21 protein-coding genes are annotated in these 24,485 nt (G+C 56.2%); 11 read left to right on the forward strand and 10 right to left on the reverse strand.

Going from position 1 to position 24,485, the window contains the following annotated elements:
- Positions 1-39: 39 nt before the first annotated feature.
- Both EDB95_RS00790 and EDB95_RS00795 read right to left on the reverse strand, forming a co-directional pair.
- Entirely contained in the window at positions 40-1,314 is a 1,275-nt protein-coding gene (locus tag EDB95_RS00790) for an HlyD family secretion protein (RefSeq protein ID WP_133989628.1), read from the reverse strand.
- A gap of 9 nt (positions 1,315-1,323) precedes the next feature.
- Complete coding sequence (locus tag EDB95_RS00795; RefSeq protein ID WP_133989630.1) at positions 1,324-3,504, reverse strand: peptidase domain-containing ABC transporter; 2,181 nt, start codon at positions 3,502-3,504, stop codon at positions 1,324-1,326.
- 54 nt (positions 3,505-3,558) lie between these two features.
- Between EDB95_RS00795 and EDB95_RS00800 the strand changes: the two genes are divergently transcribed.
- Complete coding sequence (locus EDB95_RS00800) at positions 3,559-3,762, forward strand: hypothetical protein (protein WP_133989632.1); 204 nt, start codon at positions 3,559-3,561, stop codon at positions 3,760-3,762.
- Positions 3,763-3,792: 30 nt separating this feature from the next.
- Here the strand turns inward: EDB95_RS00800 and EDB95_RS00805 are convergent, their stop codons facing one another.
- Positions 3,793-5,385 carry a vitamin K epoxide reductase family protein gene (locus tag EDB95_RS00805; RefSeq protein ID WP_133989634.1) on the reverse strand — a complete coding sequence of 531 codons (1,593 nt, stop codon included), beginning with the start codon at positions 5,383-5,385 and terminating at the stop codon, positions 3,793-3,795.
- A gap of 93 nt (positions 5,386-5,478) precedes the next feature.
- Between EDB95_RS00805 and EDB95_RS00810 the strand changes: the two genes are divergently transcribed.
- Both EDB95_RS00810 and EDB95_RS00815 read left to right on the forward strand, forming a co-directional pair.
- A complete protein-coding gene (locus EDB95_RS00810; RefSeq protein ID WP_133989636.1) occupies positions 5,479-5,694 on the forward strand; it encodes a hypothetical protein in 216 nt (71 codons plus the stop codon).
- A gap of 27 nt (positions 5,695-5,721) precedes the next feature.
- A complete protein-coding gene (locus EDB95_RS00815; protein ID WP_133989638.1) occupies positions 5,722-5,949 on the forward strand; it encodes a hypothetical protein in 228 nt (75 codons plus the stop codon).
- Positions 5,950-6,081: 132 nt separating this feature from the next.
- Here the strand turns inward: EDB95_RS00815 and EDB95_RS00820 are convergent, their stop codons facing one another.
- Positions 6,082-8,988 carry an outer membrane beta-barrel protein gene (locus EDB95_RS00820; RefSeq protein ID WP_133989640.1) on the reverse strand — a complete coding sequence of 969 codons (2,907 nt, stop codon included), beginning with the start codon at positions 8,986-8,988 and terminating at the stop codon, positions 6,082-6,084.
- A 215-nt stretch (positions 8,989-9,203) separates the two neighbouring features.
- Here EDB95_RS00820 and secA point away from each other — a divergent pair, with 215 nt between their 5' ends.
- Genes secA through EDB95_RS00840 form a run of 4 tightly spaced genes read left to right on the forward strand, consistent with a single transcriptional unit; the run spans position 9,204 to position 14,868 of the window.
- On the forward strand, positions 9,204-12,533 hold the full coding sequence (secA, locus tag EDB95_RS00825) for a preprotein translocase subunit SecA (RefSeq protein WP_133989642.1): 3,330 nt from the start codon (positions 9,204-9,206) through the stop codon (positions 12,531-12,533).
- Positions 12,526-13,179 carry a deoxyribose-phosphate aldolase gene (deoC, locus tag EDB95_RS00830; RefSeq protein ID WP_133989644.1) on the forward strand — a complete coding sequence of 218 codons (654 nt, stop codon included), beginning with the start codon at positions 12,526-12,528 and terminating at the stop codon, positions 13,177-13,179. Before secA ends, deoC begins: the two co-directional genes overlap by 8 nt.
- A 10-nt stretch (positions 13,180-13,189) precedes the next feature.
- The gene (locus tag EDB95_RS00835) at positions 13,190-13,684 is read left to right on the forward strand and encodes an SPOR domain-containing protein (RefSeq protein ID WP_133989646.1); all 495 of its coding nucleotides are present in this window, start codon (positions 13,190-13,192) and stop codon (positions 13,682-13,684) included.
- Between the two features lie 2 nt (positions 13,685-13,686).
- Positions 13,687-14,868, forward strand: coding sequence for a M20 metallopeptidase family protein (locus EDB95_RS00840; protein WP_133989648.1), 1,182 nt, complete (start codon positions 13,687-13,689; stop codon positions 14,866-14,868).
- Positions 14,869-15,090: 222 nt separating this feature from the next.
- Here EDB95_RS00840 and EDB95_RS00845 read toward each other — a convergent pair whose 3' ends face one another.
- The 6 genes from EDB95_RS00845 to EDB95_RS00870 are packed head-to-tail and all read right to left on the reverse strand — an operon-like array spanning position 15,091 to position 19,470.
- A complete protein-coding gene (locus EDB95_RS00845; RefSeq protein WP_133989650.1) occupies positions 15,091-15,864 on the reverse strand; it encodes an ABC transporter permease in 774 nt (257 codons plus the stop codon).
- Positions 15,861-16,778: an ABC transporter ATP-binding protein gene (locus tag EDB95_RS00850; RefSeq protein WP_133989652.1), complete on the reverse strand. Its 918-nt coding sequence runs from the start codon at positions 16,776-16,778 to the stop codon at positions 15,861-15,863. The genes EDB95_RS00845 and EDB95_RS00850 overlap by 4 nt, the downstream gene beginning before the upstream one ends.
- Before the next feature lie 2 nt (positions 16,779-16,780).
- Positions 16,781-17,443: a DUF2807 domain-containing protein gene (locus EDB95_RS00855; protein WP_133989654.1), complete on the reverse strand. Its 663-nt coding sequence runs from the start codon at positions 17,441-17,443 to the stop codon at positions 16,781-16,783.
- Between the two features lie 2 nt (positions 17,444-17,445).
- On the reverse strand, positions 17,446-17,820 hold the full coding sequence (locus tag EDB95_RS00860; protein WP_133989656.1) for a GntR family transcriptional regulator: 375 nt from the start codon (positions 17,818-17,820) through the stop codon (positions 17,446-17,448).
- A gap of 10 nt (positions 17,821-17,830) precedes the next feature.
- The gene (locus EDB95_RS00865; protein ID WP_133989658.1) at positions 17,831-18,622 is read right to left on the reverse strand and encodes a hypothetical protein; all 792 of its coding nucleotides are present in this window, start codon (positions 18,620-18,622) and stop codon (positions 17,831-17,833) included.
- Between the two features lie 14 nt (positions 18,623-18,636).
- Positions 18,637-19,470, reverse strand: a complete 834-nt coding sequence (locus EDB95_RS00870; RefSeq protein ID WP_133989660.1) for an ABC transporter ATP-binding protein — start codon at positions 19,468-19,470, stop codon at positions 18,637-18,639.
- A 102-nt stretch (positions 19,471-19,572) separates the two neighbouring features.
- Here EDB95_RS00870 and EDB95_RS00875 point away from each other — a divergent pair, with 102 nt between their 5' ends.
- Genes EDB95_RS00875 through sucD form a run of 4 tightly spaced genes read left to right on the forward strand, consistent with a single transcriptional unit; the run spans position 19,573 to position 24,454 of the window.
- The gene (locus EDB95_RS00875; RefSeq protein WP_133989662.1) at positions 19,573-21,933 is read left to right on the forward strand and encodes an NADP-dependent malic enzyme; all 2,361 of its coding nucleotides are present in this window, start codon (positions 19,573-19,575) and stop codon (positions 21,931-21,933) included.
- 51 nt (positions 21,934-21,984) lie between these two features.
- Positions 21,985-22,725: an MlaE family ABC transporter permease gene (locus EDB95_RS00880; protein ID WP_211352028.1), complete on the forward strand. Its 741-nt coding sequence runs from the start codon at positions 21,985-21,987 to the stop codon at positions 22,723-22,725.
- 27 nt (positions 22,726-22,752) lie between these two features.
- Complete coding sequence (locus EDB95_RS00885) at positions 22,753-23,532, forward strand: ABC transporter ATP-binding protein (protein WP_133989664.1); 780 nt, start codon at positions 22,753-22,755, stop codon at positions 23,530-23,532.
- Positions 23,533-23,578: 46 nt separating this feature from the next.
- Positions 23,579-24,454 carry a succinate--CoA ligase subunit alpha gene (sucD, locus tag EDB95_RS00890; protein WP_133989666.1) on the forward strand — a complete coding sequence of 292 codons (876 nt, stop codon included), beginning with the start codon at positions 23,579-23,581 and terminating at the stop codon, positions 24,452-24,454.
- The last annotated feature ends 31 nt before the right edge of the window (positions 24,455-24,485 follow it).

Raw genomic sequence — 24,485 nt, forward strand, 5'->3', positions numbered from 1 at the left:
TCTTCTTTCCCGCTCAATCCGTCTTTATACGGAAAAACATTACCGGCTTATCCGTTTTACAACGGAGGAATAAAAACGCTCTGCCAGCCGCATATCCTTGGTAACGATCAGCGCCTGTGCACGGAGGCCGTTTTTGTATTGGATAGGCCTTCCATAAGCGGTCAGGAGTCCATGGGTTAGCTCGATATTGGCCAGGAACCCGCTGTCCGAAGGCACCTTGGAGATGTACTGGAGTCGCCCTTCCACGTACCCGAATTCCTGGTATGGATAGGCATCGAAACGAAGCTGCACGCGCTGCCCCACCTCCAGCTTCCCCAGGTTGGCCTGTCCCAGGTTGACCTGCGCATAAAAACGGCTGTTGAGCGGGTCCACGAACCCCAGCACCTTGCCCTCCTGGATGTACTGGTCCACCTGCAGGGGAACGATAAACACCACCCGACCGCCGACGGGGGCCGTCAGCACATATTTCCGGATCCAGTCCTCCGCACCGCTTTTCAACGTCCGGACGGCCTGCTGGAACAGGACCTTCTGCTGGGAAATGCTGTGTTCCAGCTCATCTATATCCCTTTGCTTGTCCACCTGGCTGGTTTCATTGGCTAAGAGGGCGGAGCTGATTTGCGGCAGGGTCAGCTGTTTGCCCACCAATTTGCTTTCCTGGTCCCGCATGTCCTGGCGGGAAATGACTTTTTCCTGGTAGAGCGAACTGTTGGCGTCGTAAGCTTCCTGAGAAAGCGTCAGGTCTTTACGCGTCAGTTTTTGCTGGTCCTCCAGGACGCCGTGCATTTGCCGGAGATACTCCAGGTCGCGGGTCAGGCCTTCCTTGCGATGGATGTAATACCCGTTCACCAGGTAGTCGTTGAACTGCTGATACGCTTGTATAAATTGTTGATACGTGGTCTGCAGCTCTCCCAGGTTTCCAAACGGCGCCCTGAAAAGCGCGGACGCTTTATCCGTACGATCCGTGTTCAACAAATGCAGACAGCTGTCCAAAAGCGTATCCAGCCGGAACACCGCCGCGTGATCCGCCGTGCTTTCCAACCATCCGATGGCGCTTCCCTCCCGGACCAGGTCATCGTTGGCCGCCAGCAAACGCACCAGGCGGCCGCTGGAATGAGGTACCACTTCCTTGGGGGCATTGGTGGCCGCCAGGGTGGCATCGGCCTGGACGATGTCCGGGTAATGGATCAACCCGACACCCCCCGCCAAAACAGCCAATAAGATAAAAAAGCCCCAAAGGGCCCAGCGTTCGTAAAACCCGGGCCGGCTGGAGATGATCTCGTCCAATTCCTCCGATCTTCTTATAGGGGATGGCATAGCGACGTTTTATTGTTCAATCTGGTTTTTGACCAGCCGGTAGTAACTACCCCGCGCGCGCGAAAGGGCCTCGTGCGTACCCTCCTCCACGATCCGTCCCTGGTCCATGACGACGATCTTGTCCGCATTCCGGACCGTGCTGAGCCGGTGGGCAATGACGACTACGGTACGTCCTTTGAAAAAAACCGCCAGGTTTTCGACGATGGTGGATTCATTGGCCGTATCCAGCGCATTGGTTGCTTCGTCAAAGAAAAGGTAACTCGGGTCCTTATACAGGGCGCGCGCAATCAGGATGCGCTGTTTCTGACCCGTACTGACCCCGACGCCTGCCGCGCCCAACATGGTATAATAACCCCTGGGAAGGGATTCGATAAAGGACTGTATGTTCGCGGCCCGGCAACACATATCCAACCGTTCGTAGTCGATCGACTCCTCCCCCAGGGCAATGTTCCGGGCTACCGTGTCGCTGAATATAAAGCCCTCCTGCATGACCGCCCCGCACGCCCTTCGCCACGCAGAGGGCGCCAGGCGCTGGAACCCGACGTCTCCCACCTGCACATCCCCCGTATACCCTTCATAAAATTTCAGCAACAGCTTCATCAGGGTGGTTTTCCCGCTCCCGCTCATCCCCACGATCGCCGTTACCTGGCCTTCCGGGATATCCAGGTCGATGTCCCGGAGCACCGGTTCATTCCCGGCACCCGGATAAGCAAACGACAATCCGCGGATCTGGATGTCCTTTCGACGGGGTAGCGAACGGTCATAGTGCACCCCCTGTTTTTCCTCCTCCTCTAACCCGTGGACCTCGTCCAGGCGTTCCATACTGATCTTGGCATCCTGGGCCGCCTGCAGAAAACCGGCCAGTTGTTCCACCGGGCTGCTCAGTTGTCCAATGATGTACTGCACCGCCAGCATGGCGCCCAACGTCAGTTTGCCGTGGATGACTTCACCCGCGACGACAAAAACGATAAAAACGTCCTTGGCCTGGCTGATCAGAACCGCGCCCGCCTGTTGCAGCTGGTTATAATTGAGGGTTTTTAGCGTCAACCGGAAGATCCGCACCTGGATGTTTTCCCACTCCCAGCGTTTGGCCTGCTCCGCCTGATGCAGCTTTAGCTCGGGCATCCCCTGGATCAGTTGCAGGGTCGCGTTGTTCTCTCCCGCAGACAGGTGAAAGGTTTTATAGTTCAGCCGCCGTCTTACCCCCATAAACGTCTTTATCCAAAAGAAATAAAGCACACTGCCCGCGGCAAAAATGAAAAAGATCTCCACGTTGTAGATGATCAGGACCACCGAAAAAACGACGAGGTTGAGCATCGAAAACAACGTATTCAGTGCATTTCCGGTCAGGAAGCTTTGGATTTGCCGGCTGTCGCCCAGCCGCTGCAGCGTGTCCCCGCTATGCCGGCTGTCGAAATAGGACATCGGCAGCTTGGTCACCTTGATCCAGAAATCCGATAAAACCGACAGGTTGACGATCATCGAAATGCCCAGCAGCAACCGGCTCCGGATAAAGTCGATAACCGTCCGGGAAAACACCAGCATCAGTTGGGCGATCAGGACGATGGTGACAAACTGCAGGTTCTGGGTATTGATCCCTACGTCCACGATGCTTTGCGTCAGAAAGGGCAACGCAAGCTGCAACAACGAGCTTACCCCAAGTGCCGCCAGCACCTGCACGATACGCCCCCTGGTATTGTGTAAGTACCGCAGGACCAGCCCCCAATTTAAACCGTTCTCCTTTTGTCCTTCCTCCGAATAAAAACCCGGAGCGGGTTCCAGCAAAAGGGCAATCCCCGAGGGGCCTTCCTCCTGCGTATCCTGCGTCGCCCAACGGTCCAGGAACTGTTCCCGGGTATACTGCAGCAAACCCGCCGCCGGATCCGCCACCCTTATGGACGACCCCTTTACCCGGACCAATACCACAAAATGGTCCTGGTTCCAGTGCAGGATACACGGCAACGTAGCCGCATCAGCGAGCGATTCGAGACCGATCCGCACCCCCCTCGTCCTGAAGCCTAGTTTTTCCGCCGTCTCACTGATCGCATATAAAGAGGTCCCCTCCTTATTAGAGCCCATCAACTCCCGGATATATTCCGCTCCATAGTGCTTCCCGTAAAACTTTGCCACCATTCTCAAACAGGTAGGACCACAGTCCATCTGGTTGAGCTGTCGATACACCGTGAACATATTTCTTCTAAAATATCGTAAATGATCCTTATCTTATTATAAATACCCACAGCCATGAACAAGAACAACATCATTGCCGGGGCTGCGCTTACCCGGGAAGACATGCAACGCATCAAAGGCGGCCTGGAACCACCTCTATTTTGGTGGTATTGCACCGATCAAGAGGTATGCTCTTACGAAAATCCCAATCTCTGCGGATTCTTCGACTGCACTTACCTCAATTCCAACTGTGCCGGGCCAGACGCCTGTTCCGCGTAATGTAAGGCCCCTTCACAAGGGGCCATTTTTTTAAAAGATCTCCGTCAACTCCTGCGCGCCATATTCCTCCGGCAACCGGTGCCCGTTTACAAAAAGGGTCGGTGTAAATGCGATCTCCGCCTTTTCGCACCACTGGCTCATGGCCTCTATGGCCGCCTCTTCCTTCCCCTCGCCTTCCGACAGGGGATATTTTTCGGCAAATTTATCGTAATCTTTCTGAGGCGACAGGTACCAGTCGTCCAGCGCTTTTTGGATCAATCCCGGTTCCCCCCGCCGTGCCAGGGCCAGGAAATGCTTGACCACCGGTGTCTTCTTGTCATTCGCGTCATTCTTGGCGCTGAACACCATCCGGAGCTGGACGTTCCTGTTTCGTTCCAGCACCTGCTCCAGCAATGGGTGCGCTTTTGCACAAGGTCCGCAATATGGATTGCACACCTTGGTGATCCTGATCGACGCGTCAGGGTTGCCCAGCACGATGCCCAAATGCTCCAACCCCTCCGGCGCCTGGGGCTGCTGTTGCAACAAGCCCTGGAACAGATCGGGGTTGGCCCTCAGCCGCCGGAAAGAGCTCCGGTATTGATCGCTGTCCTTAGCCTTCCGCCACAAGGGTTTTAAAAAGAACCAGCCCACCACCGGCCAGACGGCGCAAAATAAAACGGCGGGGACCGCTGCTATAACGTTCACCGGTGCCTGGTACTCCAGAAACGCCCAAACCGCTTCCAGGACAAGGACGGACTGGACACTCAGACACAAGGGACACCACTGCTTCGCCACCCTCCACTGGTAATAAATACTGAACGGCACGTATAAGACGGCCAGGAAACTACCCCAGCAAAGCCATGAGGTCTTTTCCTGGAAAGGGATACCCGGAAACAACAACCCCGATAAGGTCGCCGCGAAATAAAAGAAACCCACTTCGCTCCACGTCAGCCCGGCCACCGAAGCGCCCTTGCTCTCCAACACCGCACCGCAATCCCTCTGCCCGCCGCCCTGGCAAATATTTTTGACAAAGTCTCCCCCGCTCCCCATTTCGTACAGGAGCAGCAAAACCGACACCGCAACGCCAAAAAGTTTTGTCAGCAACAAGAACCCATAGGGGAGTGCGTCCGTCCGGGAAACCCCGTTCATCCATACCAAAGCCAGCAATCCCACGACCGCTGCCGCTATGGCTACTCCTTTTTTGACCTGAAGGTTCCTTTCCCTGGCGCGCTTTTCTGCAAAGTCCGGCTCCCCGGGATAATCGCCCGGTTCTGCCATCCACACCACCTTCTGGAATTTTTTCAGGAAATCCTCTTTGGACAGGGAAACCGCCTTGCCACCCTTGTCATAGACAACCGACACCGACGCCCCATCCTGACGCGTCACCAGGACGAAGTCGCGTACATTCCCCTCCGTTTGCGCATACGCGACAAATGGGGCCGGCGCCATCGCCAGGTCTTCTACCCTGTACGCCGCGTTGGGTATCCCATACCGGTCAAAGGTATCCGAAAGGCCAAGGAGGCTGGGATAGTAGGGATTCTCCTCCAGGTCTCTCTTTAATGACGTCTCGGTTATTTTCAAGCCCAGAAGCCGGGCGTAGCTGGCTGCCACTGCGGACAGCTTGGTATTAAACGATTGGGCCATAGGTAAGGTGCTAGTTCCAATAAACTTAGCGCTTTTTTGTAAATATTCCTTATCTTAATTAATCCTACCAAACAAGCACCAAACAAACACAATATGCTCCAGACCATCCCCACCTCCAACCTATCAAGAGCCGAAATGAAAAACATCATGGGCGGCGTCGCTCCCGCCGCCTCCGAATGGAATTGCGGCGGCACCTTTGTCTGCTGGTACGGCCTCACCAACCCCGCCGGATCCTGCGGCTTTTCCACCTGCGACTATGCGGGCGGCTGCGAGCCCGCCGAAATCGGCTGCGGCGGCGGCGCATCCTAATTTCAAAAAACCCTAAAAATCTATCGTATGCTCAAGAACACCCCCCTTTCCAGCACACGCCTTTCCGCCGCCGACATGAAAAAAATCCGCGGCGGTCTCAGCCAGCTTCAACTCTGGCAATGCCTCACCGGCGTAGGCACATTCTACGCCTGCTGGCCCACAAGCCCCAACCCCATGTACTCCTGCAATTACAACTCCTGCGAGGCTCTCGGCGTCGTCTGCGACGAGTCCGCCTGTGCCTATTATTCAAACTAACCCAGGCACCCCTGGTGTACTGCCCCCAGTCACCCCAGCGGGTCCCGCAACGCATGGCGCCAAAAAATTGACCCAGCCTAGAAAGGCCGGGTCATCTCACTACTATCTATTTTATGAAAACAAAAAACTAAGTTACCCCCCGCGACGCCCGCCACCGCCGCCGCCAAATCCACCACCGCCATCACCACCACGCATGCCGCGGGGCATCATCATACCACCGGTGGCCTGGGAGCCCTTGAACTTCGCCAGCTTGTAGGTGAGGGTGAACATCACGAACCGTTGCAGCACATTCGACTGCGACTGTGTGACCTGGGTTTTGCTGAAGGTCTGGTTATAATTCACGTTCTCGTTGAGCAGGTCGTTGACGGACACGGCCGCGATCAGACGCTGGTTCATAAACCGGCTCTCCAGGACCGCGTTGATCAGTGTCACGGGTTTGTTGCCGATGGCTGACGAAAACCCTTGCGGGATCGTATAGATATAATCGTACCTGAACGAGAAGATCTTCAGGAAGTCTACCCGGGCCGACTGCGCGAGGCTCCAGGTTTGGGTCTGGGTATTGGTTCCACCGGCGGAACCCTGGGTTTTCAGGGAATAGGAGGTGGAATTGAGGGCATAGCTGGCACCCCCGATCACCTCCAGCCAGTCGCCCTTGTCCATTTCGAAACGAATGGTCTCCGTGGGCTGCCAAGTTTGACCGAGGTCAAGCGCGCCATTGAGGTACTCCGGGTCGTGCGTGAAGTTCACCTTGCTGCTCAGCGTCAGGATAAACTCCCGGTTGTTGAAGGGCTGGGAAAAATAAGCGTTGGCGCCCGCCGTATAGTAGCCATTGGCATTGACGGGCATGTAATAGTAGACGGTATTTTTTGCCCCCGGCGTGTAAATGGTATTGGTGGCGATATTCTTGTTGACGATGTTGGTATTGATGTTCAGGAAAAAGGCACGGCCCGACAGGTTGTCAAAATTGTTATAGTTGATCACGACATGGTTGTCGAACTCCGGTTTCAGGTTGGGGTTCCCCAGGTTGATGTTCTGCTGGTTCGTGATGTCGGGCACGGGTTGCAACTGGGTGGGGGTGGGCTGCTGGGACGTTCCCGTATAAAAGATCCGCAGCCGTTTGGTGGTGCTGAACTGATACGCCAGGCTGCCGATGGGCACGAAGACCAGCTCGTGCTGTTCAAAGTGGTGCAGGGTATCGTCGATCGTCGTCTTGGTATCCAGGAGCGTAGGTTGCAGGGACGCACCGATCTGATAGTTGAACTTACGCTCCTTGTGCCGGAACGTCAGCCCCACTTTGTTGGTGACCAGCGTATTGTCCATATTGTTGCTAAGGCTGTCCACGAAGGTCTCCACCATCTTGGGGTCGAGGCTGTAGACGTTCTTGCTGCTTACATTTTCGCTGCTGCTGTAGGCATAACTCAGCTCCAGGCCTGACTTCAGGCTCAGGGGCTCGGTATAGGATACCCGGCCGCTGTAGCTGTAGTTGTTGGTTTTGAAAAACGAGACCTGCCGGATCGTATCCGAAAGGTTGGTCAGGTAGTTATCCTGGACCGAATAGTTGCTATCGGTTTCCGTGCTGGGACTGGGATTGTCCGTGGCCGTGACCGACAGGGTACGCCCGATCTTGTTAAACTTGTGCATCCACAACAGGGTGACGGAAGTGGCGGGCGTGGAATTGTTCCCTTTATAGATCTGGCCGATGCTGGACGTCTGGTTCTTCTGCGTGCTGTCTTCGTAGGTGGTCTGGGTATTGCTGTTTTGTATGTTGGTCGAATAGTTGAAAGATCCGCGGAACAACAGTGAGTCGTGGCGGGAGAAGCCCCAGCCGACGTTGAGCATGACGCTGTGTTTTTGCTGGTCGGTCAGCGAATTCGACGCCGAATTGAAATAGGGTTGAGCGATACTGTCCCCCAACAGGTGGGTAAAGGAATTCGTAAGGACCGTAGATTGCGTTTTCGTATACTGGTAGCTGCCGAAAACGGTGAGGTGGGGTGTAAGGTCGTTGGCGTAGTTGAAGCCGGCCGTTTTGGCATCGTTATACCCCTGGGCCCCCGAATTGCTCTGGGTCAGGTTGGCCGAGGGCGAGGTGCTTCCACCTCCGCCGCCACCACCCCCACGACCGCCACCGCCCTGAAAGCTGGCGCCGGCCTGGCTAAACGTGGGGATATTGACGTTGTTGGCGTTCCCGAGAAGCGCCATTTGTTCGGCGTTGTTAAACCGGAAAGCCCGGAGGTATCCTTCATACGGGGTATTGATCTCGTTCCCCGATTCAATCCCGGCGCCAGCGGTGGCGCTGCCGAAATAACCCTGGTTCCGGTCTTTTTTGATGGTGATGTTGATGATCTTGGTCCGGTCACCGTCGTCAAAACCCGAGAACTTGGCCTGGTCGCTCTGGTCATCGATCACCTGGATCTTGTCGATGGCGTCCGCGGGGATGTTCTTCGTGGCCATTTTGGGGTCGCCACCGAAAAAGTCTTTGCCGTTTACCCGGATCTTGGTGACCGTCTGTCCATGCGCGGTCACATTCCCCTGGGCATCCACCTCTACCCCCGGCAGCTTTTTGAGCAGGTCCTCCGCCACCGCGTCCTTACGGACAGGATAGGCATCCGCACGGTATTCCACTGTATCCTGCATCACCTTGATCGGGGGCGCCTGTATGACCACTTCTGCAAGTTCTTTGATCTTTTCCGACATGGGGATGATGCCCACATTGCCGGCCATCGTCGCGGGATACTGAACCCCCTTTGTCTGATGCCCTATATAACTGATAATCAATATAAAATCACCCACAGGCGTGCGCTCGAAAGAAAAACGCCCCTGGGCATCGGTCAACGTGTGGGCCGTATCCGTTTTCCCCGCTTCCACGTAGGACACCACGGCCTTTTCCAGGGCCCGGTTCGTTACCGAGTCGCGGATGATCCCCGTAATGGGGCCGCCCGCCGAGGGCGCGTTGGCGGGGTTCACAGGCTCCACCTGGGCGTGTGACACCGTCCGGGACCCTAAAAAGGCAATGACTATCAGAAGTAAAATTTTCTTCATATTTATGTTTCGCAATTACGAATTATATCGTCAAAATTAGCTCAAACCCCGCGTCCCTACTGGTCAAATTGATGAGCGGGCCAACCCGTTTCGAGCGGGGGTGAGTAGGCAGGGCCCGTCATGATTTATTATTACCTTTGCCTTCCTGTCATTATGGCTGTCGAGCGGTTCAAGCACCATATTTGAAGGGTTCATTAAATAATATAAACCGGTATATGTTAGGCTATATAGCAAAACTGTTTGGAGGCAATAAAAGCGAGCGGGATACAAAAGAGCTCCTACCCTTGGTGGACAAGATCAATGAATATTTTGCCCAGTATCAGACGCTCTCCAACGACGACCTTCGCCATAAAACCCAGGAATTCAAAGAACGCATCAAGGCCCACCTGGCCGAAACTGACGCGGAAATACAAACCCTCAGCCAGCGGGCCGAAGACCTGCCTGCGGAAGATATACACGGAAAAGACGCGCTCTACGGGGAAGTCGACGAGTTGCGCAAAGGACGCGACAAGAAGATCGAGGATATCCTCAAGGAAATCCTCCCTGAAGCTTTTGCGGTCGTCAAAGAAACGGCCCGCCGCCTGGCGTCCGGCACCCCCCTGGAGGCAACCGCCACCGAACTCGACCGGGAACTGGTGGTTAAACGGGCCAACATGCGCCTGGAAGGGGACAAAATCATTTATAATAACGGCTGGAATGCCGCGGGAAGTGACATCGTCTGGAACATGGTGCACTATAACGTGCAGCTCATCGGGGGCATGGTGCTTCACTCCGGCAAGATCGCCGAAATGGCCACGGGGGAAGGGAAAACCCTGGTGTCTACCCTACCCGCCTACCTCAACGCCCTGGCGGGGGAAGGCGTCCATATCGTAACGGTGAACGACTACCTGGCGCGCCGCGACAGCGAATGGAACGGCCCCCTTTTCGAATTCCTCGGGCTGACCGTCGATTGTATCGACAAACACACGCCGCACACACCCGAACGCCGGAAGGCCTATCTGGCCGATATTACTTATGGCACCAACAACGAATTCGGTTTTGACTACCTCCGGGACAACATGGTCCAGTCGCCGGACGAAATGGTGCAGCGCAAACACCACTTCGCCATGGTGGACGAAGTGGACTCCGTCCTCATCGACGACGCCCGTACGCCGCTGATCATCGCCGGCCCTGTCCCCAGGGGAGACGATCAGCAATACCACATCCTGAAGCCCAGGGTGGACAAGCTGATCGAAGCTCAGCGCCGGGTGGTGAACCAGTTCCTCAACGAAGGTAAAAAGAAGTTCGCCGAAGGTGACGACGACCCCAAGTCCGGAGGCCTGGCGCTTATGCGGGCCTGGAGAGGGTTGCCCAAACACAGCGCCCTGATCAAGTTCCTCAGTGAACCCGGTATCAAGGTCAAGCTCCAAAAGTCCGAGAACTACTACCTGGCCGACCAGTCCAAGGAAATGCCCAAGGTCGACCACGAGCTCTTTTTCAGCATAGACGAAAAGAACAACAGCGTGGACCTCACCGACAAGGGTATCCAGATGATCACCCAGTCCGGTGAAGACCCCGAATTCTTTATTTTGCCCGACATAGGGACGACCCTGGCCGACATCGAGCGTTCCGGTCTGGCCCCCGAGGAAATGCTGGCGAAGAAAGAATCCATGCTCAACGACTACGCCGCCAAGGCCGACCGCATTCATACCGTACAGCAGCTCCTCAAGGCGTATACCCTTTTTGATAAGGACGACGAATACGTTGTCATCGACGGGCAGGTCAAAATCGTGGACGAGCAGACCGGCCGTATCATGGAAGGCAGGCGCTACAGCGACGGTCTGCACCAGGCGATCGAAGCAAAGGAAAATGTAAAGATCGAGGCCGCTACACAAACTTATGCCACGATCACGCTCCAGAACTACTTCCGCATGTACCACAAGCTCGCCGGTATGACCGGTACGGCCGAAACAGAGGCCGCCGAGCTCTGGGACATCTACAAGCTGGACGTGGTCAACATCCCCACCAACGTCTCCGTCATCCGGAAGGACGCCGAGGATCTGGTCTACAAAACCAAGCGCGAGAAATACAAGGCCGTCATCGAAGAGATTACAAAGCTGCGCGAGGGGGGCCGTCCGGTCCTGGTCGGTACGACCTCGGTGGAAGTGTCCGAACTCCTGAGCCGGATGCTCCGCCAGCAAAATATTCCGCACAACGTCCTTAACGCCAAACAACACGCCCGGGAAGCCCAGGTGGTGGCCGAAGCCGGTCTGGCGGGGAACGTCACCATCGCCACCAACATGGCGGGCCGCGGTACCGACATCAAGCTCGGACCCGGCGTTAAAGATGCCGGTGGCCTGGCCATCCTCGGTACCGAGCGCCACGAAAGCCGCCGCGTCGACCGTCAGCTCAGGGGCCGTTCCGGCCGTCAGGGCGACCCCGGTTCCTCCCAGTTCTTCGTGTCGCTGGAAGACGACCTGATGCGTATGTTCGGCTCCGACAGGATCGCCGGCATTATGGACAAGCTGGGGTACAAGGAAGGCGAGGTGATCCAGCACAGCATGATCACCAAGTCGATCGAACGCGCCCAGAAAAAAGTCGAAGAGAACAACTTTGGTATCCGCAAACGCCTCCTGGAATACGACGACGTCATGAACAAGCAGCGCGGGGTCATCTACGCGCGGAGGAACCACGCCCTCTTTGGGGAGCGCCTGGCCCTCGACCTGGACAATGCCTTTTACAGCTGCGCCGAGGGGCTCGTCAATTCCTTCAAGGAGAACAACGACTACGAGGGTTTCAAGATGGGTTCCATCATGGACTTCGCCATCGATACCCATATCGACGCAGAGTCTTTTACGCGTGTCGACCACGCAAAGCTGTCCGATCAGCTCTATGAAGAAGCCAGGATTAACTACTTCGCCAAGAGCGCCGACGTCAGCAAACACGCCTTACCCGTTTTCCAGTCCATCCATAGCAAGCAGGGGCCGCACATCGAGAACGTCTATGTGCCCTTTAGCGACGGGAAGAGGGGTATGCAGGTACTCAGCTCCATGCAAAAGAACCTCAACACCGGTGGCAAGGAACTTATGAATTCCCTGGAGCGGACGATCACCCTGAACATGATCGACGACTCGTGGAAAGAACACCTCCGGGCGATGGACGACCTCAAACAAAGCGTGCAAAGTGCGGTATACGAGCAAAAAGATCCGCTCGTTATATATAAGGTGGAGGCCTTTAGCCTCTTCAAACAAATGGATACGGAGCTCAATAAGAACATCGTCTCTTTCCTTTGTCACGCCAACATCGTCTCTGAATCACCCACACAGCGCCCGCCCCAGATGAAGGAGCCGCCGAAAGTGGACCTCAGCAAACTGCGCCAGCGGAAAGACGAACTGGTCACCAGCGGGCCCACGGGGGGACATCCCGGGGAACCCGAATATTACGATCCCGCGGGACCCGCGCCCAAACCGGAGCCGGTAAAGGTCGGCCCCAAAGTAGGCCGTAACGACCCTTGCCCCTGCGGTAGCGGAAAAAAATTCAAGAACTGTCACGGGAAGGATGCATAACATCGCCTCGTACATCGATCACACGGCGCTGAAACCCACCCTCACGCTGGCGGACGCCGACAGGCTGTGCGCCGAAGCCCGGACGTTCGGTTTCGCCGCCGTGTGTATCCCGCCGCCTTTTGTCCGGAGGACCAGGTCCCTGCTCGAAGGTTCGCTCGTAAAGACCGCCACGGTCATCGGTTTCCCCTTCGGGTATTCGGCCATAGAAGCAAAGGTTTCCGAGGTCTTACTCGCCATCGTTGACGGGGCCGACGAACTCGACATGGTCATCAACCTTGTGGCCCTCAAAAACAACGACTGGGAATACCTGGCCGGCGAAATCGGCACCATCCTCCCCCTGGTCCATGGCAAGGGGAAGGTCTTAAAAGTAATCGTCGAAAGCGGTGTCCTTACGCGGGATGAGCTGATCCGTTGTTGCGAGCTTTATGGGGCCGCGGGGATCGACTACCTGAAAACGTCCACCGGCTACGCCGAAACGGGGGCTACGGTGGAGGCGGTGGAAATCATGCAAAAACACCTACCTTCATCCGTGCATATCAAAGCCTCGGGCGGAATACGTACCTTCGCCCAGGCCAAAACGATGATCGACGCCGGCGCGACCCGTATAGGAACGAGCGCCGGAGTGGCCATCGTTCAACCCTCATAATTCTTCCGTTATGCCCAAAGCAGGAATTGCGCTTCTTTTGCCGATGCTGCTGGCCGCCACCGGTGTGGCTGCGCAGGCGGCGGCCGGCGCTTCGCCCGGGGGGCCCGCCTTCCGCACGGACACCATCGGCGGGGGCACCATTATCGTCGCGCGGGATACCCGTACAGACCTTTTGATCAGGAAACAGGCGGACTACAATGAAAAGGTCAACCTGACCCGGAAATACTCCCATGGCTTCCGCATACAGGTGCTCAACACCACCGACCGCTCGGAAGCCATTACCACCAAAACCCGGCTGCTCCAGCTTTTCCCGCAAGAAAAAGTATACCTGCTCTACCAGGAACCCTATTTCAAGGTCCGCCTGGGTAATTTCAGGGACCGGGAGGAAGCCGACGCCGGGCTCCAGCAGCTCAACAAACAATTCCCGGGGAGCTTTGTGATCCCCTCTGCTATCGAACCAAAGCCGGAATGGCTCAAAGAGGCGACTGACAACAGCCCGATGTAACTATGCTACGCGAGAAAATCCAACAACTAGCCGACCGATATTCGGATGAATTTATTGCCATCCGCCACCACCTGCACGCCCACCCGGAGCTGAGCTACCAGGAATTCCAAACCTCCGCCTTTGTACAGGACCGGCTAAAGGCCTGGGGCATTCCGTTCCAGGTAATGGCCGTCACCGGCGTCGTAGGGCTGATCGAAGGGCGAAACCCCACCAAACGGGTGATCGCGCTCAGGGGAGATATGGACGCCCTGCCCATCACAGAGGCCAACCAGGTCCCGTATACATCCACCCATGAGGGCGTGATGCATGCCTGCGGACACGACGTCCATACCACCTGTCTGTTGGGCGCCGCTAAAATACTGCAGGAGACCAGGGACCAGTGGGAGGGCACCGTCAAACTCATCTTCCAACCCGGCGAAGAAAAAAACCCGGGCGGCGCCAGCCTGATGATCAAGGAAGGCGCGCTGGAAAACCCCAAGCCGCAAGGAATCATCGGACTCCACGTCCACCCCGTGCTTGACACCGGTCTGCTCAGTTTCCGCCCGGGCATGGTCATGGCCAGCGCCGACGAAATCTATATGACCATCCGGGGCAAGGGCGGCCATGCCGCTACCCCCCAGTTGACCACCGATACCATCCTCATCGCTTCCCACCTCGTGGTGGCCCTGCAACAGATCATCAGCCGGAACCGGGACCCCTTCTCCCCTTCGGTCCTTTCCATCTGTTCCATAGAAGGCGGTCATACCACCAACGTCATTCCCTCGGAGGTCAAGCTCATGGGTACCTTCCGCGCCATGGACGAACAATGGCGTTTCAAGGCCCACGACCTCATCCGCCGGGAAGCCACCGGTCTCGTCCACAGCATGGGCGGAGAACTCGACCTGCACATCGACGTCGGCTATCCGGTACTCTACAACCAGGAAGCCTTTACAAAGAAAAACAAGGCGCTCGCAGCCACCTATCTCGGTGACGCCAAAGTCGAGACAACGGAACTCCGGATGGCCTCGGAAGACTTTGCCTACTACACCCACGTCATCCCCGGCTGCTTCTTCCGCCTGGGTACCCGCAACGAATCCCTCGGCCTCACCTCCGGCGTCCACACCCCCACCTTCAACATCGACGAGCGCGCCATCTCCATCGGCGTGGGGACCATGGCGTGGCTCGGGGCGAATGCCGAAGTCTAATAATCTAATCAAAATCAAACCCAAGTAGTACCCGCCCGGTCCCAGACCGACCCGCTAGTCCCGCAAAGGGGTATGTCCATTTACCTCTTTTCCGCAGAGGTTAAGAGCGATTGGCGTCGTTCAGTTCTTCTGCGGAAAAGAGGTAAATGGACATACCCCTTTGCGGGACGCTCAAGGTGGTTACGGTAGGTGCACCGGGGTCAACCGGAAACCGGAGAACCCTTATCCGCGCTCGCGGCGGAAGACGAAATCGGCAAACCCGCCCAACAGGAATACGGCAAAGTAGCCGAGCGACCAGTACTCGTGCTTGAGGATTTTGAAATCGCCGGTGGCGCTGCCACGCATAAACGAGAGGGCGGAATAGGCGTAGGGGAAATAGACCACCTTGTCCCAGGGGATCATGATGAGGCCCGCGATGATTAACGCCAGGCCGGTTCCGATGGCGGCGATGAAGTTCTTGAAGCGCAGGGAAATGCAATACTGGATCGTGGTCATCCCGAGGATCGCGATAAAGGACTTGGCGTCCAGTTGGAGGATCGCCCGGATGGGCACGGGGTGGTGGGCAAAGGTATAACCCGGGTAAAATACCTCCGCGGCAAGACCGGACAGCATCATTTCGAGGTCGAACAACATATACGCGCCCAGAATCATACACTGGATGACGAGGTACTTGGCGAAGTACACGTCCCCCAGCTTCAGGGGAGAGGCAAGCACCTGTTTCCAGGTGTTGTTGCGGTATTCGATTTGTGTCACCAGGCTTGCCACCACGGTGATGAACATGGGCCAGAGGAAGAAAGAGGCCCCTTCGAACCCTTGAAGGATGTGACCCATCCAGGGGTTCGACCCCAGGCGTTTGATAAACACGTCCGGCTTGGTCACGTACATCAAGAAGAAAATACAGGGCAGGAAAGCACTTCCCGCAATGACAAGCCAAAAGGCGCTGGAGCGGCGGATTTTCATGAATTCCGTCCGCAGGCTGATCAGGAAGGTACTCATACGGCTGCGTGTGTAAGTTCCATAAATAAGGTTTCCAAATTATTCTGTTGTTGATAAAGCTGGTACACCGGCAACCCCGCTTGTACCAGCAGGCGGTTCGCCGCAGCGGCCTCCTCGCGGGTGGTAATGTTCAGCACGAGGCCGCGCTCACCCGAGACGGAAGCGTTAAAGTGGGGTGTCAGCAGCCCCAGACCCAGGCGCGGGTCCTCGGTTTCGATCATCCAGCCCGCGGGGCCGTTCTGAAGCATCTTCAACCCTTCCAGGGTCCCCTGGAATACGAGCCGGCCCCGGTTGATGATCCCCACATGGGTGACCAGTTTCTCTACCTCGGCGAGCAGGTGACTGGAGACCAGCACCGTGACACCCATGTCCCGGTTGAGCCGCTGCAGGAGCTCGCGCATTTCGACGATACCCCCGGGGTCCAACCCGTTGGTGGGCTCGTCCAGGATAAGCAGCTCGGGCCGGGGCAGCAAGGCGATGGCGATCGCCAGGCGCTGTTTCATCCCCAGCGAGTACCGGCCCGCTTTTTTCCGGGCGGCGTCACCCGCCAGGCCGACCAATTCGAGGACTTCTCCCACCCGCGCGGCGGAAGCACCATAAATACGCCTGTAGATCTGCAGGTTTTCGGTGCCCGAGAGGTGTGCATACAAAGAAGGTTGTTCGATCAGGGTACCGACCTTGCTCAAAACATCTACACGGTGTCCAGACAGCTCGCGGCCGGAGAAAAGAACGGTGCCTTCCTGTTTGCGCAGTAACCCCAGGATGAGCCGCAAGGTCGTTGTCTTCCCGGCCCCGTTGGGCCCCAGGAAGCCGAAGATGCTTCCCGGGGGCACCCGCAGGTCCAGGCGGGTAAGGATCGGCTGTTTGCCAAAATGATGGGTCAACCCTTTTGTTTCGAGGATATATTTTTCCATGGCTATTGAATGCGTTCGATTTTTTGAATAAACGACAGGGTGCCTCCATCCATTTCCACCTGCTCCCTGCCATCCCATCGCCCCCTGACACACTCGATCATGCAGTTTTTCAAGCTCACCCGGGAAACGCTGTCTGCGTACAGTGACAGTGTCTTACAGGTGATATGGTCCACCCCGATACCGCCACCGGACAATTGCAGCCGAAAGCTTCCCACAACGCCGCCTTCGATGGATATATCGTTCCCTCCATCCACCAGGGTATACAAGCTGTCACCTTGAATATTGTAAACATGGCAAGAGTTTACCCGGTGTATATAAAGGCCCTTTAAGTCATGCACGGTCAACCGGATATTGTCATTGCCCGGCCCTCTGCCGGGTGTCAGCTTCAGGGTGTCCCCGACAACCTTATACAAGGGTCTTTTTTCCGGCCGGGTGGGCAGACCGATCGAATCCCGGTCCCCCTGGTTGATCTCGATTCCGTCAAGGTTTTCCGCCTCTATGACGGAAAATGCGCCCGCGGCCACATCCTCGAACTCCGTATCAAAGGCCTGTGCTATCTTATAGTCTTTGTGATCGAATTTGACCCTCAAGGCAACCGCCAGGGAGACAAAGGTCCCGCACACGACCAGGACCAGGGCCAGCAGAATGATGTTACTTTTCTTCATGGCTATTTGGATGAAAATTGTTGTTTGAATTGTTGAAACGGCTCCTTCAGGTCTTCCCATTTCATACCCAGTAGATAGAGGTTCCGGAAGAACACGGGCAGGTCGTTTTCCATAAATTCCTTTTTCTTGACGGCGAGCGCGCTTTGCAGACCGCCGGGGGCTATGAAAAAACCGATCCCGCGCTGGTTGTAAATGATCCCCGATTGCTGGAGCCAGTCATAGGTCCGCATCACCGTATTGGGGTTGACTTCCAATTGGACAGCCAGCTCCCGGACGGACGGCACCTTGTCCTCCGCCTTCCATTCTTTCAACAGGATCCGCTCGCACACGAAGTCCGCGATCTGTAGGTATATCGATTGTGACGAATTGAATTGCATAACTTAATCTTTAGATTTCCTTCTCCTTCAACCTGAAATATGCCGCGACCCAAAACACCGGAGCCCATATATAACGCCCCACGAACAGAAGCACCTTGGACAACCACAGGGGAAACGTAAACAGCATCTCCCCATACCCATTGTTCATACGCACCACCCCCAGGTCGGCAAAACTCACGTTTTCGCCTTTGGTTATGGGCAAGACCACATAGCCCATGAACAGGACAAAAGCGACGATGGTAACGGCCCCTGTCACGGTAGTCTTTACAAAGGCAAAGCGTTCGAAATAGACCGATCCCAGGAGATAAAGTGTTTGTACCGCTACATAGAGGAGAGAGAGATACCACCGGAAAAGAGGAATTCCAATTCCGACAAAATTCGGCAGGTGTGCCAGGTGAAGGCGGGGATTCGTGGCCACCAGGCCAAAAGCCGCGGCGCGGATCAGAAAGAAGATCAGTATGTAGGCTGCGTTAAAGAAAACCTGGGAGAACAGGATGCCGCAGACCAGCTTCTCCCCATGGGTGGCGGGAACACCCAGATAGTAGATCCCCGTGGTGCGCCCGGAAAGCTCGGAAAAGGACATGCCCGCCATAATACACCCCCCCAGAAAAAGACCGACAAAGAAAAATATGAACAGGGGTTCGACATACAGCGTCTGATCGCTGGCGCACCACCAAAGGATAAACGCGATGATCAGCAGCCCGGTGACGGCCGCCATCATAAGACTATACAGACGCGCACGCTCTGCCCATTGTTTACGGATCAGCAGCCCGAGGCGTTGAAAACTAAATGTTGCTTGCATATTGATTTTTTGTGTCAGGCCTGGAATGCGTGCAGCACGGCCGGGCGGTTCATGATGATGGCTTTATAAAGAAGCTCCAGGTCGACCTTTCCTTCTTCCCCGGTCGTATTGGCTACGACCAGCGCATTCCCTTTCAGCGAACTTTCGCTGTAGAGCGCGCCCCTGGTTTCTTCGCTGTCAAAGGAGATCTTGAACTGTAGGTGGGTTTGAATGTTGTCCAGGGTCTGGTCAAAAAGGATTTTCCCTTCATCGATGATCGTCACCCTGTCGATCAGGTTCTCCAGGTCGCGCACCTGGTGAGTGCTGATCACGATGCACTTTTCCTCGTCCGCCGTCCCCGCCAGGACCTTACGGAACTGGCTTTTGGAAATGATGTCCAACCCGTTGGTCGGTTCGTCCATCAACACCACCTGGGCGCCGGAGGCCAGGGCCAGGCTGATGAGCACCTTCTTTTTCTGCCCATAGCTCATTTGTTGCAATGACCGTTCAAGAGGGATCTCAAACTCCAGCAATAACCGGGTATAGTATTCTTTGTTGAAATGGGGATAAAAAGGAGCCAGTACTTCCATAAACCGGGCCGGACGCACCGGGGGCACATAGAATTCCTCCGGCACCAGGAAAATCCGGTTCAGAAAAGCCGGTTGTCTTTTGGAGGGGTCCAGCCCCAGGACACGGACCGAGCCCTTGTCGGGGAATAACAGCCCGGCAATGTTCCGCAGGAGCGTGGACTTCCCGGTCCCGTTCTTGCCAAGAAGGCCGTAAATGTGCCCCGGTTGCAGTTGCAGGCTCAGTCCGTTAAAGACCTTCCCTTTCTTGTACCCGAAGTGCAGGTTTTGAATATCGATCATGACTATTGTTTTAGTGTACTATCGTACTAGTACACTACAAAGATAATACGCAAATCGACATTTCCAAATTCCAGGCCCTAATTTTGTAATTTGCGCGCATATATGCAGAATAATGAGCTCAGGCGTCAGCAGGCGTTGGAATACCACGCCAAGGGGCGTCCAGGTAAGATAGAGGTGGTGCCGACCAAAGGCACAAAAACCCAGCGGGAGCTCTCCCTGGCCTACTCTCCCGGTGTAGCGGAACCCTGCAAAGACATCCACGACAACGTCGAGAACGTCTATAAATACACCGCCAAAGGGAACCTGGTGGCGGTGATCACCAACGGGACCGCGGTCCTGGGTCTGGGGAATATCGGTCCCGAAGCGTCAAAACCCGTCATGGAAGGCAAGGGCGTTCTCTTCAAGATCTTCGCGGACATAGACGTCTTCGACATCGAGATCAACGAACACGATCCCGAGAAATTCATACAGATCGTCAAGGCGCTGGAGCCGACCTTCGGAGGGATCAACCTGGAGGACATCAAAGCCCCGGAATGTTTTGTCATCGAACGCCGGCTCCGGGAGGAGCTCCGCATCCCGGTCATGCACGACGACCAGCACGGGACGGCCATCATCAGCGGGGCCGCCCTGCTCAACGCCCTGGAGGTCCAGAAAAAGAAGATTGAAAGGGTTCGTTTCGTGGTCAACGGGGCCGGGGCCGCCGCCATGGCGTGCGTACAGCTCTATGTCTCGCTGGGGGCGAAATATGAAAACTTCATCCTGTTCGACAAGGACGGCCCCCTGCACGATGGGCGTACGGACCTGGATGACGTCCGGCGGAAATTCTCCATCAAAGGCGAGGGCGCGTCTTCCAAAACCCTCGCGGACGCCATGAAGGAGGCCGACGTCTTTATCGGGCTCAGCGTAGGCGGGGTCGTTTCCCAGGACATGGTCCGGAGCATGGCTAAAAACCCCATCGTCTTCGCCATGGCCAACCCGGACCCGGAAATTCCGTATGACCTGGCGGTCGAGGCCCGCAAGGACCTCATCATGGCCACAGGCCGCAGTGACTATCCCAACCAGGTCAACAACGTCCTAGGGTTCCCTTATATCTTCCGCGGCGCCCTCGACGTCCGCGCCACGGCCATCAACGAAGCCATGAAACTGGCGGCCGTCCATGCCCTCGCCGAGCTGGCCAAAAGCCCCGTGCCCGACATCGTCAACCTGGCCTATAACGAGCGCAACATGCTCTTCGGCCCCACCTATATCATCCCCAAGCCCCTCGATCCCCGGCTCCTGTCGACCGTGGCCCCCGCGGTGGCAAAAGCGGCCATGGACAGCGGTGTCGCCCAGTCCCCCATCACGAATTGGGACGCCTACCGCCTGTCCCTCAACAAACGGCTGGGCCTAGACAACCACCTGCTTCGTATCCTGGGCAACAAGGCGCGCAAGGACCCCAAACGCGTGGTCTTTGCCGAAGCCGACAATATCCGCATCCTCAAGGCCGCCCAGCAGGTCATGGACGAGGGCATCGCCTATCCCATCCTTTTGGGGGAGGAAAAGAAAATCCGCAAAATCGCGGATGCGGCGGGGATCGACATCGACAACATGCCCATCATCGACCCCCGGCACGAGGACCTCGCGGAAAAACGGAAAGAATACGGGGAACTGTTTTTCGCCAAGCGGCAACGCAAGGGGCTCAACCGGTACGAGGCCTTTAAAAGCATGAAGGACCGTATTCACTTCGGTTGCATGATGCTGGACACTGGGGAGGCCGATGCCGTCATCAGCGGTCTGACCAAAAACTACCCCGAGACCATACGGCCCGCACTCCAGACCATAGGCACCGAAGCCGGCGTGAAAAAGATCGCCGGGATGTACATCCTGCTCACCAAAAAAGGACCGCTTTTCCTTGCCGATGCCACGGTGAACTTCAACCCCACCGCGGAAGAGCTGGCGGACATCACCCTCATGGTGGCCAAGGAAGTCCGGACCTTCAACATGCGGCCCCGGATCGCCATGTTGTCCTATTCCAACTTCGGTTCCAGCAATTCCCCCGAGGCCAACCTCGTCCGGGAAGCGAGGGCGATCGTCAAAAAGCGGGACCCCAACCTCATCTGCGACGGGGAAATGCAGGGGATCCTGGCTTTTAACAAGGAGATCCTCAAGGACAATTACCCGTTTTGCGAGCTGATAGACGTCGGGGAAGTAAACACCCTTATTTTCCCCAATCTTTCCAGCGGCAATATTGCTTATAACCTGCTTCAGGAGATCGGCGGTGCAGAATCCATCGGCCCGATTCTCCTGGGTATGAATAAACCCGTCCACGTCCTCCAGTTGGGCAGCTCCGTGCAGTCCATCGTCAACATGGTGATCATTTCGGTGGTGGACGCCCAGCTCAAATGCAAGGATTGCAATGTTCAGGAAGAAGTGAGCCGGTCGAAGTGGTGGAAGAAGTTTCAAAAAGTAGCACACGACGTATAATCACCCGCGGCGCGCCCTCCCGGGCGCGCCGCACAGTATAAATAACACCAGATGGGATTTTTCGCACATTTCGGCCGTTACCTGTTGATGCTTAAAAGCATGTTCTCCAAACCGGAGAACGCAAAGATGTACTGGAAGGAGTTCATGCGTCAGTGCAACGACATAGGGATCGGGTCCCTGGGCATCGTGGCCATTATTTCGATCTTTATGGGCGCGGTATCTACCGTCCAGACGGCCTACCAGTTGGTAAGCCCCATCATCCCGCAGGCCACCATCGCCCAGATCGTGCGCGACACGGTGATCCTGGAATTCGCACCCACCCTGATTTGTATCGTACTGGCCGGGGTCGTGGGCTCCAAGATCGCCAGCGAACTGGGGAACATGCGGGTCTCCGAACAGATCGACGCCCTGGAGATCATGGGCATCAATACCCGTTCTTACCTGATTTTCCCAAAAATCGCCGCCTCCATGGTGACGATCCCCATGCTGGTCATTGTCGCCGCCGTCCTGGGCATCCTCGGCGGCCGGCTCGCGGGGTCTGCGGCAGGCATCATCTCCCCCACCGTATATGACAAGGGACTGCTCCAGATGTTCAAGCCGTATAACGTATTCGTGGCCGTAATGAAAGCCTATGCTTTCGCCTTTGTCATTTCCACCATTCCGTCGTACTTCGGCTATTTCGTCGAGGGCGGCGCCCTGGAAATCGGCAAGGCCAGTACCAGGGCCGTCGTCGTCAGCTGTGTCGCGCTGTTGGGAATGGACTACCTTGTGTCGTCGCTTTTGCTACAATAAGGCGCCGCCGCAACTCAATCATCATCTATGATCGAAACCATTGATTTAAAGAAAGGATTTGGAGACAAGACGGTCATCAACGGCGTGAGCGCCACCTTTAAAAGCGGGCAGTGCAACCTCATCATCGGCACCAGCGGGAGCGGGAAAACCGTCCTGATGAAGTGCCTGGTGGGTCTGTTCGAACCCGACTCCGGCAGCATCATCTACGACAAGCGGAATTTTACGGAGATGGACGAGCACGAGCGCAAACAACTCCGCCAGCAGATCGGCATGCTCTTCCAGGGGTCCGCGCTTTTTGACAGCCAGACCGTCCAGCAAAATGTGATGTTCCCCCTGGACATGTTCACCAACCTGACCTATAAACAAAAGTGCAAAAAGGTCAACGAAACCCTTGACCGCGTAAACCTCAAGGACGCCAACCGGAAATTCCCCGCGGAGATCAGCGGGGGTATGAAAAAAAGGGTGGGCATCGCCCGGGCCATCGTCCTGCAACCGAAGTTTCTCTTTTGCGACGAACCCAATTCCGGTCTGGACCCCCAAACCAGCCTCCTGATCGACAAGCTCATCCACGAGATCACCGTGGAGTTTAAGATCACCACGGTCATCAATACCCACGATATGAATTCCGTTATGGAGATCGGGGATCATATCCTGTATATGTACCAGGGACAGAAGGAATGGGAGGGAAATAACAAAGAGATCATCTACAACAAGAACCAAAAGCTCAATGACTTCATATTTGCATCGGAATTCCTTAAGGACGCCAAGGCGATGCGCATGATCGAGATAGAAAGAGGCGAGAAATGAAATTTCCCCTATTTTTGCGGGGCTTTATCCACTCAATTTCCTCCACATGAGCGTCTTGGTCAATAAGAACAGCAAGATTATCGTACAAGGATTCACCGGTACGGAAGGCACGTTTCACGCCACCCAAATGATCGAATACGGCACGCAGGTCGTCGGCGGGGTTACCCCCTCCAAGGGCGGCACGCGTCACCTGGACCGTCCCGTTTTCAATACGGTGGCGGATGCCGTCAAGGAAACAGGCGCAGACGTGAGCATTATCTTCGTACCCCCTGCCTTTGCCGCCGACGCCATCATGGAAGCCGCGGAAGCAGGCATCGGCCTGGTGATATGCATCACCGAAGGCATTCCCGTACAGGACATGGTGAAAGCCCGCCACTACCTCGAAGGCAAGCCGGTTCGCCTGATCGGGCCCAACTGCCCTGGTGTCATCACCGCCGGGGAATGTAAAGTGGGGATCATGCCCGGCTTTATCTTCAAAAAAGGCACCATCGGTATCGTCTCCAAATCGGGGACCCTTACCTACGAAGCCGCCGACCAGCTCGTCAAGGCCGGTCTGGGTCATACCACGGCCATCGGCATCGGGGGCGACCCCATCATCGGTACCACGACCAAAGAGGCGGTGGAACTGCTGATGAAGGACCCTGAAACCGAAGGCATCGTCATGATCGGCGAGATCGGCGGGGGCATGGAAGCAGAAGCCGCCCGCTGGATCAAAGAGAACGGCACCAAACCCGTCGTCGGCTTCATCGCCGGCCAGACGGCTCCTCCCGGACGCCGCATGGGTCACGCCGGGGCCATCGTCGGCGGTGCCGACGACACCGCGGCCGCCAAAATGAAAATCATGGCCGACTGTGGTATCCACGTGGTCGCCAGCCCCGCGGACATCGGAAAGACCATGGCCGGGGTTTTCAAGAAAAAATAACGCCACCCAACGTTGATACAAACCGCCTCCG

The organism is Dinghuibacter silviterrae, from assembly GCF_004366355.1.
In the GTDB taxonomy this organism is placed as follows: domain Bacteria; phylum Bacteroidota; class Bacteroidia; order Chitinophagales; family Chitinophagaceae; genus Dinghuibacter; species Dinghuibacter silviterrae.

Coding starts and splice junctions, on each gene's coding strand:
- EDB95_RS00795 (WP_133989630.1), bottom strand. CDS start 3,504: ATGTTCACGGTGTATCGACAGCTCAACCAGATGGACTGTGGTCCTACC.
- EDB95_RS00840 (WP_133989648.1), top strand. CDS start 13,687: ATGCTACGCGAGAAAATCCAACAACTAGCCGACCGATATTCGGATGAA.
- EDB95_RS00875 (WP_133989662.1), top strand. CDS start 19,573: ATGCAGAATAATGAGCTCAGGCGTCAGCAGGCGTTGGAATACCACGCC.
- EDB95_RS00885 (WP_133989664.1), top strand. CDS start 22,753: ATGATCGAAACCATTGATTTAAAGAAAGGATTTGGAGACAAGACGGTC.
- EDB95_RS00835 (WP_133989646.1), top strand. CDS start 13,190: ATGCCCAAAGCAGGAATTGCGCTTCTTTTGCCGATGCTGCTGGCCGCC.
- secA (WP_133989642.1), top strand. CDS start 9,204: ATGTTAGGCTATATAGCAAAACTGTTTGGAGGCAATAAAAGCGAGCGG.
- EDB95_RS00790 (WP_133989628.1), bottom strand. CDS start 1,314: ATGCCATCCCCTATAAGAAGATCGGAGGAATTGGACGAGATCATCTCC.
- EDB95_RS00800 (WP_133989632.1), top strand. CDS start 3,559: ATGAACAAGAACAACATCATTGCCGGGGCTGCGCTTACCCGGGAAGAC.
- EDB95_RS00845 (WP_133989650.1), bottom strand. CDS start 15,864: ATGAGTACCTTCCTGATCAGCCTGCGGACGGAATTCATGAAAATCCGC.
- deoC (WP_133989644.1), top strand. CDS start 12,526: ATGCATAACATCGCCTCGTACATCGATCACACGGCGCTGAAACCCACC.
- EDB95_RS00855 (WP_133989654.1), bottom strand. CDS start 17,443: ATGAAGAAAAGTAACATCATTCTGCTGGCCCTGGTCCTGGTCGTGTGC.
- EDB95_RS00820 (WP_133989640.1), bottom strand. CDS start 8,988: ATGAAGAAAATTTTACTTCTGATAGTCATTGCCTTTTTAGGGTCCCGG.
- EDB95_RS00860 (WP_133989656.1), bottom strand. CDS start 17,820: ATGCAATTCAATTCGTCACAATCGATATACCTACAGATCGCGGACTTC.
- EDB95_RS00810 (WP_133989636.1), top strand. CDS start 5,479: ATGCTCCAGACCATCCCCACCTCCAACCTATCAAGAGCCGAAATGAAA.
- sucD (WP_133989666.1), top strand. CDS start 23,579: ATGAGCGTCTTGGTCAATAAGAACAGCAAGATTATCGTACAAGGATTC.
- EDB95_RS00870 (WP_133989660.1), bottom strand. CDS start 19,470: ATGATCGATATTCAAAACCTGCACTTCGGGTACAAGAAAGGGAAGGTC.
- EDB95_RS00880 (WP_211352028.1), top strand. CDS start 21,985: ATGGGATTTTTCGCACATTTCGGCCGTTACCTGTTGATGCTTAAAAGC.
- EDB95_RS00865 (WP_133989658.1), bottom strand. CDS start 18,622: ATGCAAGCAACATTTAGTTTTCAACGCCTCGGGCTGCTGATCCGTAAA.
- EDB95_RS00850 (WP_133989652.1), bottom strand. CDS start 16,778: ATGGAAAAATATATCCTCGAAACAAAAGGGTTGACCCATCATTTTGGC.
- EDB95_RS00805 (WP_133989634.1), bottom strand. CDS start 5,385: ATGGCCCAATCGTTTAATACCAAGCTGTCCGCAGTGGCAGCCAGCTAC.
- EDB95_RS00815 (WP_133989638.1), top strand. CDS start 5,722: ATGCTCAAGAACACCCCCCTTTCCAGCACACGCCTTTCCGCCGCCGAC.